The sequence below is a fragment of the Streptomyces albospinus genome, assembly GCF_014648695.1.
Taxonomy (GTDB): Bacteria; Actinomycetota; Actinomycetes; order Streptomycetales; family Streptomycetaceae; genus Streptomyces; species Streptomyces albospinus.
In genome coordinates this window covers 39,027-51,775 of sequence record NZ_BMRP01000019.1, presented here as the reverse complement: position 1 = coordinate 51,775, position 12,749 = coordinate 39,027, and the positions used below count along the sequence as shown (strand labels likewise).

At 71.3% G+C, this 12,749-nt stretch carries 11 protein-coding genes; 8 read left to right on the top strand and 3 right to left on the bottom strand.

Going from position 1 to position 12,749, the window contains the following annotated elements; translation table 11 throughout:
- Positions 1–64 precede the first annotated feature (64 nt).
- From rplT to IEZ17_RS24555, 7 genes are all read left to right on the top strand, one after another.
- Positions 65–448 (top strand): 50S ribosomal protein L20, encoded by a 384-nt coding sequence (rplT, locus tag IEZ17_RS24585; protein ID WP_189303595.1) that lies wholly within the window; start codon positions 65–67, stop codon positions 446–448.
- Between the two features lie 175 nt (positions 449–623).
- Entirely contained in the window at positions 624–1,478 is an 855-nt protein-coding gene (locus tag IEZ17_RS24580) for a TrmH family RNA methyltransferase (RefSeq protein ID WP_189303593.1), read from the top strand.
- 83 nt (positions 1,479–1,561) lie between these two features.
- Positions 1,562–2,722, top strand: coding sequence for a sensor histidine kinase (locus tag IEZ17_RS24575; protein WP_189303591.1), 1,161 nt, complete (start codon positions 1,562–1,564; stop codon positions 2,720–2,722).
- 201 nt (positions 2,723–2,923) lie between these two features.
- Complete coding sequence (gene pheS, locus IEZ17_RS24570; RefSeq protein WP_189303589.1) at positions 2,924–4,048, top strand: phenylalanine--tRNA ligase subunit alpha; 1,125 nt, start codon at positions 2,924–2,926, stop codon at positions 4,046–4,048.
- Complete coding sequence (gene pheT / locus IEZ17_RS24565) at positions 4,048–6,573, top strand: phenylalanine--tRNA ligase subunit beta (RefSeq protein ID WP_189303587.1); 2,526 nt, start codon at positions 4,048–4,050, stop codon at positions 6,571–6,573. Before pheS ends, pheT begins: the two co-directional genes overlap by 1 nt.
- A 417-nt stretch (positions 6,574–6,990) precedes the next feature.
- Positions 6,991–8,328: an NsdA family TPR-like regulatory protein gene (locus IEZ17_RS24560; RefSeq protein WP_189303585.1), complete on the top strand. Its 1,338-nt coding sequence runs from the start codon at positions 6,991–6,993 to the stop codon at positions 8,326–8,328.
- Positions 8,329–8,376: 48 nt separating this feature from the next.
- Positions 8,377–8,907 carry an NUDIX domain-containing protein gene (locus tag IEZ17_RS24555; protein WP_189303584.1) on the top strand — a complete coding sequence of 177 codons (531 nt, stop codon included), beginning with the start codon at positions 8,377–8,379 and terminating at the stop codon, positions 8,905–8,907.
- Positions 8,908–8,937: 30 nt separating this feature from the next.
- On the opposite strand, the gene IEZ17_RS24550 is transcribed toward IEZ17_RS24555, so the two are convergent.
- Entirely contained in the window at positions 8,938–9,195 is a 258-nt protein-coding gene (locus IEZ17_RS24550; protein WP_189303582.1) for a hypothetical protein, read from the bottom strand.
- Between the two features lie 469 nt (positions 9,196–9,664).
- Positions 9,665–10,588, bottom strand: coding sequence for a LysR family transcriptional regulator (locus tag IEZ17_RS24545; protein ID WP_189303580.1), 924 nt, complete (start codon positions 10,586–10,588; stop codon positions 9,665–9,667).
- Between the two features lie 105 nt (positions 10,589–10,693).
- Between IEZ17_RS24545 and IEZ17_RS24540 the strand changes: the two genes are divergently transcribed.
- A complete protein-coding gene (locus IEZ17_RS24540) occupies positions 10,694–11,599 on the top strand; it encodes an EamA family transporter (RefSeq protein WP_189303788.1) in 906 nt (301 codons plus the stop codon).
- A gap of 249 nt (positions 11,600–11,848) precedes the next feature.
- Here the strand turns inward: IEZ17_RS24540 and IEZ17_RS24535 are convergent, their stop codons facing one another.
- Positions 11,849–12,742 carry a 3-hydroxybutyryl-CoA dehydrogenase gene (locus tag IEZ17_RS24535; protein ID WP_189303786.1) on the bottom strand — a complete coding sequence of 298 codons (894 nt, stop codon included), beginning with the start codon at positions 12,740–12,742 and terminating at the stop codon, positions 11,849–11,851.
- Positions 12,743–12,749: the final 7 nt, after the last annotated feature.

The following is a 12,749-nucleotide window of genomic DNA, read 5'->3' as shown; positions in this document are numbered from 1 at the left end:
GGGACCTAACGTCGATTCGGGCTGTGTGACGAACAACCACGGCCCCGCTACAAGGAGTTAACAAGTGGCACGCGTCAAGCGGGCAGTCAACGCCCACAAGAAGCGTCGGGCGATCCTCGAGCAGGCCAGCGGCTACCGCGGCCAGCGCTCCCGCCTCTACCGCAAGGCCAAGGAGCAGGTCACCCACTCCTTCGTCTACAACTACAACGACCGCAAGAAGCGCAAGGGCGACTTCCGTCAGCTGTGGATCCAGCGCATCAACGCCGCTGCCCGCGCCAACGGCATGACCTACAACCGCTTCATCCAGGGTCTGAAGGCCGCCAACATCGAGGTGGACCGCAAGATCCTCGCGGACCTGGCCGTCAACGACGAGGGTGCGTTCGCCGCGCTCGTCGAGGTCGCCCAGAAGGCGCTGCCGAGCGACGTCAACGCCCCGAAGGCTGCCTGAATTTCAGCCTGACAGCGTTCACGGCGTTGACGGCGATGTGCTGTCGCGATCCGCGGCGTGTGACGACGTTGTGAGAGCGGACCCGCAGGCCCCGGCCTGCGGGTCCGCCGCTTTTCCGGCCCCGCCGCCCCGGAGCGGGGCCCACGCACCGAACGAAAGAAGCGAGCCGCCGCCCATGGGCACCCCCGAGCTGATCTCCCCGCGTTCCCCGCGTGTCGCCGCCGCCCGGCGGCTGGCCCGCCGCCATTTCCGCGGCAAGGAGCGCCGGTTCATCGCCGAGGGCCCGCAGGCCGTACGGGAGGCCATCGCGCACCGCAGGGACGGTTCGCCCACGCTCATCGAGCTGTTCGCCACCGTCGAGGCCGCCGAGCGGCACGCGGAGATCATCGCGGCGGCCCACGCGGCCGGGGTGCGGGTGCACTTCGCCGACGACCGGACCGTCGCGGACATCTCGCAGACGGTCACCCCGCAGGGCCTGCTGGGCGTCTGCCGGTTCCTGGACTCGCCGTTCGAGGAGATCCTGGCCGCCCGCCCGCAGCTGGTCGCGGTGCTGGCCAACGTCCGCGACCCCGGGAACGCCGGGACGGTGCTGCGCTGCGCGGACGCCGCGGGCGCCGACGCGGTGGTGCTCACCGATGCCTCCGTGGACCTCTACAACCCCAAGTCCGTGCGGGCGTCGGTCGGTTCGCTCTTCCATCTGCCGGTCGCGGTCGGCGTGCCCGTGGAACAGGTGGTCGGCGGACTCAAGGGCGCCGGGGTGCGGATCGTGGCCGCCGACGGCGCGGGCGAGTGCGACCTGGACGCCGAGCTGGACGCGGGGTCCATGGGCGGGCCGACCGCCTGGGTCTTCGGCAACGAGGCGTGGGGACTGCCGGAGGAGACCCGGGCGCTGGCGGACGCCGTGGTACGGGTGCCGATCCACGGCAGGGCCGAGAGCCTCAACCTGGCGACGGCCGCCGCGGTGTGCCTCTACGCCTCCGCGCGCGCCCAGCGCGGTACGGGGGGCTGCCGCTCCGTGTCACCCGCCTGAGGGGCGTACCCGCGATCTCGCCGGTACATCCGAGCCGAGCTAGTAGTCTTGCCAGCTCCGGCCCGGAAGGGGGTAAATCGGGGATGACGGTGCGGACTTCGGCCACCACAGCCGCCGCTGACGGGTGCCCGTCCGACGAACCCGGGGACGAACCGGCCACCGCCGGGCAGCCGTTCGGCAGCGGCCTCGGGCTCGACCCCGACGACCTTCCGGACGGCCTGGTCGTCGCCGACGAGCGGGGCCGGGTGATCTGCTTCAACGCCGCCGCCGCGCGGATCACCGGTATCGACCCCCCGGACGCCCTCGGCCACCCTGTCGACCGTGCCCTGCCGCTCCAGGACATCGAGGGCCGCCGCTGGTGGCAGCTCACCGATCCGTACGGCGGGCTCGCCATCCGCCGCGGCCAGCCCGAGCGCAATCTGCTGCTCGGGGGCCGCGAGGTGCTGGTCTCCGCCCGCTACGTCCGCAGCGCGCCCACCGGCCCCGTACGGCGGCTGGTGATCGCGCTGCGCGGCACCGAGGCGCGGCGCCGTACGGAGCTGAGCCATGCCGAGCTGATCGCCACCGTCGCCCATGAGCTGCGCTCGCCGCTGACCTCCGTCAAGGGGTTCACCGCCACCCTCCTCCAGAAGTGGGAACGCTTCACCGACGACCAGAAGCGGCTGATGCTGGAGACGGTGGACGCCGATGCCAACCGCGTCACCCGGCTGATCGCCGAGCTGCTGGACATCTCCCGGATCGACTCCGGGCGCCTGGAGGTCCGCCGGCAGCGGGTCGACATGATCGCCGCGGTCCGCCGGCACGTGCAGGCGCAGACCACCGCGGGCCAGGCGCCGGACCGCTTCCTGATCCGGATGATGGAGCCGCTGCCCGATCTGTGGGCAGACCCGGACAAGGTGGACCAGGTGCTGGGCAACCTGCTGGAAAATGCGGTGCGGCACGGCGAGGGAACCGTCACCATCGAGGTCGGACCGGCATCGGACGAGACCAGCGAGGCGTCCAAAATGGAGGGAACGAGCGTCACCGTGAGCGACGAGGGCCCCGGCATCCCGGAGGAGTCGATGAGCCGCGTCTTCACCCGCTTCTGGCGGGGCAGCAAGCGCGGCGGCACCGGCCTGGGCCTCTACATCGTCAAGGGCATCGTCGAAGCGCACGGCGGGACGATCACGGTCGGCCGGGCGCCGACCGGCGGCGCGCAGTTCCGATTTAGCCTGCCCGTCGCGGCCCCGGCCTTTCTGAAATAGTGCTGTCGCGAAGCGTCATCCACGGGTGGCGGTGGGCGACGGGCGGGCCTGAGGGGAAGCGGCGGGCGCCCCGCACCCAGGGGCGGACAGGCCGCAGGCGGCCCGCCCCTTAGACTTGACCTTTGGCACCTTTGGCGCACAGGCATCGCGGGCACTCGCGGGCAGCCACGCCAAGCCAGTCCACCGGAAGCACGGGAAGAGATGTCCGCACCCAATAAGTCGTACGACCCTGTCGAGGTCGAAGCCCTGAAACCGGAAGAGATCGCCCGACGGGTGGACGAGGCGCTGGCCGCCATCGCCGCCGCCGCCGATCTGGAGGCGCTGCGCGAGGTGAAGGTCGCGCACACCGGCGACCGCTCGCCGCTCGCCCTCGCCAACCGCGAGATCGGCGCCCTGCCCCCGCACGCCAAGGCGGACGCGGGCAAGCGCGTCGGCCAGGCCCGCGGCCGGGTCAACCAGGCGCTCAAGGCCCGCCAGGAAGAGCTGGAGGCGGAGCGCGACGCGCGGGTGCTCGTCGAGGAGGCGGTGGACGTCACGCTGCCCTACGAGCGGATCGCGTCCGGCGCCCGGCACCCGCTGACCGCCTTCATGGAGCGGGTCGCGGACGTCTTCGTGGCGATGGGCTACGAGGTCGCCGAGGGCCCCGAGGTCGAGGCCGAGTGGTTCAACTTCGACGCGCTGAACTTCGTGCCGGACCACCCGGCGCGCCAGATGCAGGACACCTTCTTCGTGCAGGGCAACGGCACCCAGGGCGATGAGTCGGGCGTCGTGCTGCGGACCCACACCTCGCCGGTGCAGGCCCGTACGCTCGTCGACCGCGAGCCGCCGGTGTACGTCGTCTGCCCCGGGCGGGTCTACCGCACCGACGAGCTGGACGCCACGCACTCCCCGGTCTTCCACCAGATCGAGCTGCTCGCCGTCGACGAGGGCCTGACCATGGCGGACCTCAAGGGCACCCTGGACCACATGGTCCAGGCGCTGTTCGGCCCGGACATGAAGACCCGGCTGCGGCCCAACTACTTCCCGTTCACCGAGCCGTCCGCCGAGATGGACATGGTCTGCTACGTGTGCCGTGGCGAGTCCGTGGGCAACCCCGACCGGCCGTGCCGTACCTGCTCCAGCGAAGGCTGGATCGAGCTGGGCGGCTGCGGCATGGTCAACCCCAAGGTGCTCGTCGCCTGCGGTGTCGACCCCGAGAAGTACAGCGGCTTCGCCTTCGGGTTCGGAATCGACCGGATGCTGATGTTCCGGCACAACGTGGAAGACATGCGCGACATGTTCGAGGGCGACGTCCGGTTCACCCGGCCGTTCGGGATGGAGATCTGATGCGGGTCCCGCTTTCTTGGCTGCGGGAGTACGTCGACCTGCCGGCGACGACGACCGGGCGCGACGTACAGGAGAAGCTCATCGCGGTCGGCCTGGAGGTCGAGACCGTCGAGCGGCTGGGCGACGGCCTCAAGGGCCCGCTCGTGGTAGGCCAGGTGCTGACCATCGAGGAGCTGGAGGGCTTCAAGAAGCCGATCCGCTTCTGCACGGTGGACGTCGGCCGGGCCAACCGCACCGGTGAGCCGCAGGAGATCGTCTGCGGTGCGCGGAACTTCTCCGTCGGCGACAAGGTCGTGGTCGTCCTCCCGGGCGCCGTGCTGCCCGGCGACTTCAAGATCGCGGCGCGCAAGACGTACGGCCGGACGTCGCACGGCATGATCTGCTCCGGCGACGAGCTGGGCATGGGCGACGACGGCAGCGGCGGCATCATCGTGCTGCCGCCGGTGACCGAGGTGGGCACCGACGCGATCGAGCTGCTGGAGCTCGTCGACGAGGTGCTGGACATCGCCGTCACGCCGGACCGCGGCTACTGCCTGTCGATGCGCGGTGTGGCCCGGGAGACGGCCACCGCCTTCGGGCTGCCGCTGCGCGACCCGGCGCTGCTGGACGTGCCGCCGCCGAACGCGGGCGGCTACCCGGTCAAGGTCGCCGACCCGATCGGTTGCAGCCGCTTCACCGCCCGTACGGTGACCGGTCTGGAGCCCGAGGCGCGCACCCCGATCTGGATGCAGCGGCGGCTCCAGAAGGCCGGGATGCGCCCGCTCTCGCTGGCCGTCGACGTCACCAACTACGTGATGCTGGAGCTGGGCCAGCCGCTGCACGCCTACGACCGGCAGACCGTGGACGGCCCGATCGGTGTCCGCCGCGCCACCCCCGGCGAGCAGCTGACCACGCTGGACGGCACCAAGCGGGTGCTGGGCGCCGAGGACCTGGTCATCACCGACAACCGCGGGCCGATCGGCCTGGCGGGCGTCATGGGCGGCGCCAACACCGAGATCGCGGCGCCGGTCGCCGATCCGGAGAGCGGGCGGCTGCGCGGGACCACCGATGTCGTGATCGAGGCCGCGCACTTCGACGCGATCACCATCGCCCGGGCGGCGCGGCGGCACAAGCTGTCCTCCGAGGCGGCCAAGCGCTTCGAGCGCGGGGTGGACCCGGAGGCGGCGTCCGCGGCGGCGCAGCGGACCGTGGACCTGCTGGTGCTGCTCGCCGGCGGTACCGCCGAGGAGGGCGTGACGGAGATCGTCTCGCCCCGCGGGCCGCGGACGATCACGATCCCGGCCGACCACCCTGACAAGGTCGCCGGTGTCGTCTATGGCCGAGAGACCGTCGTACGCCGCCTCCAGCAGGTCGGCTGCGATGTCTACGGGCAGGACGAGCTGGTCGTGAGCGTGCCGTCCTGGCGGCCGGACCTGAGCGATCCGAACGACCTGGCGGAAGAGGTCATCCGGCTGGAGGGCTACGAGAACCTGCCCTCCACGCTGCCGCTGCCGCCGGCCGGCCGTGGGCTGACGGAGCGTCAGCGGCTGCACCGGCGGGTCGGGCGGGCGCTGGCCGGCGCCGGGTACGTGGAGACGCTGAACTACCCGTTCATCGGCTCCGCGGTCCTCGACCAGCTGGGCATCGAGGCGGACGACCCGCGGCGGGACGCGGTGACGCTGGTGAACCCGCTGTCCGACGAGGAGCCCGACCTCCGTACGACCCTGATCCCGGGGCTGCTGGGCGCGCTGCGGCGCAACTACGGCCGCGGTACGCACGATCTGGCGCTCTTCGAGACCGGGCCGGTGTTCCGGGCGACCGGCGAGGAGAAGCCGGCTCGTCGGCTGGTCGTCGACCGGCGGCCGACCGACGACGAGATCGCCTCGCTGGACGCGTCGCTGCCGCAGCAGCCGCGGCGGGCCGCCGTGGTGCTCGCCGGGGCGCGGGAGCAGGCCGGCTGGTGGGGCGCCGGGTACCCGACGGGCTGGGCGGACGCCATCGAGGCCGGGCGGGCCGTCGCCCGCGAGGCCGGTGTCGAGCTGATCGTCCGCCAGGACCAGCACGCCCCGTGGCACCCGGGCCGGTGTGCGGCGCTCCTCGCGGTCGCCGACGGCGAGGAGATCCTCGTCGGCAACGCGGGTGAGCTGCACCCGCGGGTCATCAAGTCGCTGGGCCTGCCGGAGCGGACCAGCGCGATGGAGATCGACCTGGACCGGCTGGAGCGGGCGGCCTCGGGCGTCCTGAAGGCGCCGCGGATCTCCACGTTCCCGGTGGCCACGCAGGATGTCGCGCTGGTGGTCGAGGCCGCGGTGCCGGCGGCGGAGGTCGAGACCGCGCTGCGGGACGGCGCCGGTGAGCTGCTGGAGTCGCTGCGGCTGTTCGACGTCTTCACCGGTGAGCAGGTCGGCGCCGGGAAGAAGTCGCTGGCGTATGCGCTGCGATTCCGGGCGGAGGACCGGACGCTGACGGCGGAGGAGGCTTCGGCGGCTCGCGATGCGGCTGTTGCGGCTGCGGTCGAGCGGGTGGGGGCGGTGCTGCGGGGCTGACGCCCTTGGCCTTCGGCTGTGTCGGCCCCCGTCCACGGTTCGTGGGCGGGGGCCTGGTCGTTGTGGCCGGCGCCGCGCGCCTTCGACCGGTGGGTGTGGGGCCGGAGGGGACACACCGGAACCCGTCCTCGGCGCGGGCGCATCTGGTCAGTCAGATGACGAATACCCCGGCGTTCGCTCCAGGTCCTGCGGGCGGGCTCCGGTGTATCCCCTCCGGCCTACGCTCGTGGGCGGCTTCCCCGCCGCGGGGGGCCGTGATCCGCCTGGTGAGGGGGCGGCCCGGCGCGCTGGGCGGCAATCCCGCCGTACCGATGCACGTGCCGGCGGTTCTCCGTTGCGGTGTCCGGTTCACACGGGGTGTGAACTCGCCCTGATTACGCTGGACTTACGGAGTCGTTACGTCCTTGGGGGCACGGTATGGAGCCCAATACGCTGCTCGACGCGATCCTGGACGAGGCCGGTGTCTCGCATGCCGGGCTCGCGGCGCGGATCAATCAGCTGGGGCGGCGGCGAGGACTGGCGCTGCGGTACGAACACACCGCGGTGGCGCGGTGGCTCAAGGGGCAGCGCCCGCGGGGGCAGGTGCCCGATCTGATCTGCGAGATTCTGAGCGAGCGGCTGCGCCGGCCGGTGGGGCTGGACGACATCGGGCTGAGCAGGCCGGGGGCGCGGCGGGCTTCGGAGACGCCGCTCTCGGGGTTCGTGGAGCGGGCCACCGCGTTGTGGCGGTCCGACGAGCAGCAGCGGCCCCATGTGCTGGCGGCTCCGGCGCTGACGGGGACCTCGGCGGTCATACCCGTATGGGAGTGGGAGAACCCGCCGGAGGACTTCGACGTGTCGCGCGACGGGCTGACCCGGGTCGGGATGGCCGACATCGAGATGCTGCGGGCGGCGCGGAGCCATTACGAGCAGATGTACCGGAAGGCGGGTGGTATCGCTACCAGAGCACGCATCGTGGGATTCCTCAACACCGAGGCGGCGCCGCTGCTGCGGGGCAGCTACAGCGATGCGACGGGGCGGCAGCTGCACCGGGCGACCGGTGGGCTGGTGGCCGTCGCGGGAATCTGCGCGTACGACTCGGATGCTCTCGGGCTGGCCCAGCGCTACTTCCATCAGGCGTTGCGGCTGGCCAAGGCCAGCGGGGACCGCGGACTCGGCGCGTATGTGATCGCGCTGCTGGTCAATCAGTCCCTCTTCGTACGGGAGTACCGCCAGGCGGTCGCCTTCGCGGAGGCGGCGCTGCGGGCCGCGGGTCCGCAGATCACTCCGGCGCTCTCCGCGGATCTCTACGCGATGCAGGCCAAGTCGTATGCCCGGCTGGGGGACGGGGCCAGTGCGCTGGCCTGCATCCGGCGGGCCGAGGCGGCTGCGGAGCGGATCCGGCCGGGGCTCGAACCGGACGAGACGGGCTATGTCCAGCCCGGCCTGGTGAACGTACAAGTGGCGGAGGCGCTGCTCAGTCTCGGTGACCTGCGGGCCGCACGGGAGCAGGCGGACGCCGCCGTGGACACCCCCGCACATGACCGCGGCCGGGTTCACCGGCTGGCCATGCTCACCCATATCGAGCTGCGCCAAGGGGATGCGGACCGGGCCGTGGCCAATGCCGCGCAGATGACCGAGCGGGCTCGGGGCATGGAGTCGCAACGGCTGCGGGACCGGCTGCGGGCGGTGCGCGAGCATCTGGCGGCGACCGGGAGCTCCGCGACGGACGAGGCTGCCGATCTCATCGACGAGGTGCTGCGCGTTCCGCTGTGACCGGGCTCGTGTCACCTTGCCGGCCCAACAGCGGAAGGTGGCAGTTACGTGCGTTGGAACAACCTCAGCGAAAAGCCCGTCTACGCGAATCCCTGGTTCCGGGTCAATCTGGCCGATGTGGAGCTACCCGACGGCCGTCATCTGGATCACTTCCTGATCCGGATGCGGCCGGTCGCGGTGGCAACCGTGGTCAACGAGGCCAATGAGGTGCTGCTGCTGTGGCGGCACCGGTTCATCACCGACAGCTGGGGCTGGGAGCTGGCCGCCGGCGTCGTGGAGGACGGGGAGGACGTGGCGGCGGCAGCCGCGCGGGAGATGGAGGAGGAGACCGGGTGGCGACCCGGGCCCCTCCAGCACCTCCTCTCGGTGGAGCCGTCCAACGGCCTCACCGACGCGCGGCACCACATCTACTGGTCCGACGAGGCCGAGTACGTCGGCGCGCCGCAGGACGACTTCGAGTCGGACCGGCGGGAGTGGGTGTCCCTCAAGCTGGTGCCCGACATGGTGGGGAGGGGGGAGGTGCCGGCCGCGAACATGGCCGCGGCTCTGCTGATGCTCCATCATATCCGGCTGGGCTGAGGGCGGTTGATCTCACGAACCGCATCCTCCTCAGTGTCCGGTCGCCTGCCACAGGGTGACCACCAGTGCCGCGAGCCCCGTGAGCGCGGCGATCGAGGGTAGTGGCCAGCGGCCACTCTCCAACCGCGTGACGCGGGCATGCAGTTCGTTCGCGTCACGCGTGTTCTGTTCGGATCGCTGTGCCTGGAGCGCGAGTTGGCCGTCGACCTTGGCGGTGCGTACGTCGAGTAGACGCCGCAGCTCCGCTAAGTCGGCAGCGATCAGGTCGGGTTGGCGGTGGGCGGTCACAGTCCGCTCCTCTTTCCTTCTTCCGGTGACGGTCGGTGGCGTTACGCCCAACAGTCAACTGCGCAGCGGCGGAAGGCGGGAGCGTGTGCGGCGGGGATCTGCGGGTCAGCGCTTCACACCCCGTGTGAGATGACGCAGCGTGACCGGTTCGCACGGGGTGTGAAGCGCGCGCACCGAGATGGCGCGTTCACACTCTGTTGCGGGCGGCAGCAAAGGAGTTGACTCGTCATCACGGGGGCCGAAGCCGGCGGTCGGGCGCCCGCCGGCCGGATCCGCCCGCCGAACTTTCCCCCGAGCGGCGGGCGGACGGCCCCTCCTGATGGCCCGGCACGGGCCGATGGACCCCGTGGTGGAGGGGTAACCCTCCCGCCGCGGGGTCCATGTGGTGCGGTGCCGCTACGTGCCGTGCACCAGGTGCCGGGCAGCCTGCGCCCGTGCGCGTACCACCAGCGGGTCGATGTTCACCCGGCTACTCGGGCCGGCGGGTGGTCGAAGCCTGTCCCGGACGGTGTTCGCGCAGCGCCGCCAAGGTCGCGCGAATTGCGGGCCTGTGGTCGGTCCGGGAGCGCCAAACGGCCGAGAGCCGACGGGACGGTGGGGGCTGCATCGGGACGACGCGGACGGTGGGCGGCAGGGCGCCGCGGCCGAGCCGGGGCAGCATCGTGACGCCCGACCCCGCCGCCAGCAGCGCCACTTGGGATTCGTACTCCTCGATCCGGTAGGCGATGTCCGGTTCGATGCCGAGGCCGGAGAAGCAACGCACCAGCCACTCATGGCACATGGCCCCGGACCCCTGCCCGATCCACCGTTCGTCCCGCAGGTCGTACGGGGTCACCACGTCCCGGTCGGCGAGCGGATGCCCGGCGGGCAGGGCGACGTCGGCGATGTCCTCGCCCAGCTCGGCGACGGAGAGCGAGGCGGGCAGCGTCAGCGGGGTGTTGTGCCAGTCGTGCACGACCGCGAGATCCGCCTCTCCCCGTACGACCAGGCTGATGGCGCGGCTGGGGTCGGACTCCACCAGCCGGCAGTCCAGGGCGGTGTGGCGCCCGGCGAGGCCGGCGAGCGCGGCGGCGACGAAGCCGCGGCAGGCCGTGGGGAACGCGGCCAGCACCAGCCGCCCGGTGGGCCGGCCGCGCTGTTCCTCCAGGCGTGAGCGGGTCCGCTCCAGCACCGCCACGACCTCGTCCGCCGCCTCCGCGAGAAGCCAGGCCGCGGGCGTGAGCTCCACCTTGCCGCCCTGCCGGTCGAGCAGTTCGGCGCCGGTCTCGCGCTCCAGCTTGGCGATCTGTCGGGAGATCGCGGACGGCGTGTAGCCCAGGGCCGATGCCGCACCCGTCAGCGTGCCGTGGGTGGCCACGGCACGCAGGGCGCGCAGGCGATTGAGGTCGAACATGAAGTGATGCTCATACCCCACCCTCAGAAACCTTCGCTGGCCCTTACCGGCGGCGGCTGTTGTGATGGAGCATCCCGAAAGAACGCGTCACCAGGAGCCATTGGCATGAAGCCCGTACACATCGCCTTGGCGGTGGTCGTCGCCGCCGTATGGGGCGCGAACTTCGTCGTCATCGACGTGGGGCTGCATGATTTCCCGCCACTGCTCTTCTCCGCCCTGCGATTCCTTCTGGCCGCCGTGCCGGCGGTCTTTTTCGTCGGGGCACCCGGAGTCCCCTGGCGCTGGGTAATTACGGTCGGCATCACGCTCGGCATCATGAAATTCGGGATGCTGTTCATCGGAATGCACGAGGGACTGCCCCCGGGGCCGGCCTCCCTGGTTCTCCAGGGCCAGGCGGTGTTCACCGTGTTCTTCGCCGCGGTGCTGCTGAAGGAGCGCGCCCGGCGGGTGCAGATCGCCGGCACGGCCATCGCCTCGGCGGGCATCGTGCTGGCCGGGCTGGACTCGACGGCCGGCACGACGGGCGGATTCCTGCTGGTCGTGGGCGCGGCGGCGTGCTGGGGCCTGTCGAACATCGCGATGCGGAAGGCGGGCCCGCCGGATGCCTTCCGGTTCATGGTCTGGGTGAGCGTCGTGCCACCCGTCCCGCTCGCGCTCATCTCCGTGGTCTTCGAAGGCCGGGACGCCGACCTGCGGGCGCTTCAGCATCTGAACCTCGGCGGAGTGGGCGCCGCGCTCCATGTGGCGTGGGGGGCAACGCTGTTCGGATTCGCCGCGTGGGGGTATCTCCTGCGCACCTATGACGCGCCGGCCGTGGCCCCGTTCTCGTTGCTCGTCCCGGTATTCGGTCTGGCATCCGCCTGGATTTTCCAGGGCGAGCGCATGACCACACTGACGTTCTGCGCCACGGCTCTGGTCATCGCCGGCATTGCGGTCGGAATGCTGCGCCGTCCGAAGAAGCCGACGCCGATGGAAACCGAGCCAACGGCCGTAACGGGCATGGCGTCTTGAGCGTCGGAATCGACGGACTGCCAAATGACAGACCGTCAAATAGCCGGAGGACCACCCGTTCCGCCGGGCGGTCCTCCTGGTGTTTGCGTCCGCCCCGTTCACCCTTGGGAATGCGGCGGGCATGGCCGTCATCTGCCGACTCGTCAGGCGTTGTTGCGGCGCATACGATCGGGTGGCAGTGCGCCGCCTGGCGCTGTCCCAGGTCAACTCGCCCCTGAACAGCGCCACTCGGCGGCACCGCGCACGTGTCTAGTACGAGTAGAACCCCGACCCGCTCTTCCGCCCCAGACGCCCCGCGTCCACCATCCTCTGGAGCAGCGGGGGAGCGGCGTAGAGGGGCTCCTTGTACTCCTCGTACATGGAGGCGGCGACCGAGGCCACCGTGTCCAGGCCGATCAGGTCGGAGAGCTTGAGCGGGCCCATCGGGTGGGCGCAGCCCAGCTCCATGCCGTTGTCGATGTCCTCGCGGCTTGCCATGCCGGACTCGAACATCCGGATGGCGGAGAGCAGATACGGGATGAGCAGTGCGTTCACCACGAAGCCGGAGCGGTCCTGGGCGCGGATGGCGTGCTTGCCCAGGACGTCCTCGACCAGCGACTCGGCGCGCTTGAGGGTCTCCTCGGCGGTGGTCAGGGCCGGGATCAGCTCGACGAGCTTCTGGACCGGCGCCGGGTTGAAGAAGTGGATGCCGATGACCTGGTCGGGGCGGGAGGTCGCCACGGCCAGCTTCACCAGGGGGATGGACGAGGTGTTGGAGGCCAGGATCGCGTCCGGGCGGGTCACCACCTGGTCGAGGACCTGGAAGATCTCCGTCTTGACCTGCTCGTTCTCCACCACGGCCTCGATGACCAGATCGCGGTCGGCGAACTCGCCGAGGTCGGTGGTGAAGCCGAGCCGGCCGAGCGTCGCGTCGTGCTCCGCCGTGGTGATCTTGCCGCGTTCGGCGGCCTTGCCGAGGGAGTGGGTCAGGCGGGTGCGACCCAGCTCCAGCGCTTCACCGGTGGTCTCCGCGACCATGACGTCCAGCCCGGCGCGGGCGCACACCTCGGCGATGCCTGCGCCCATCTGGCCGCAGCCGACCACTCCGACGCGTGCAATGTCGGCGAATGAGTCCGTCACCTCGTGCCTTTCGCTGATCTTCAGGACCTGC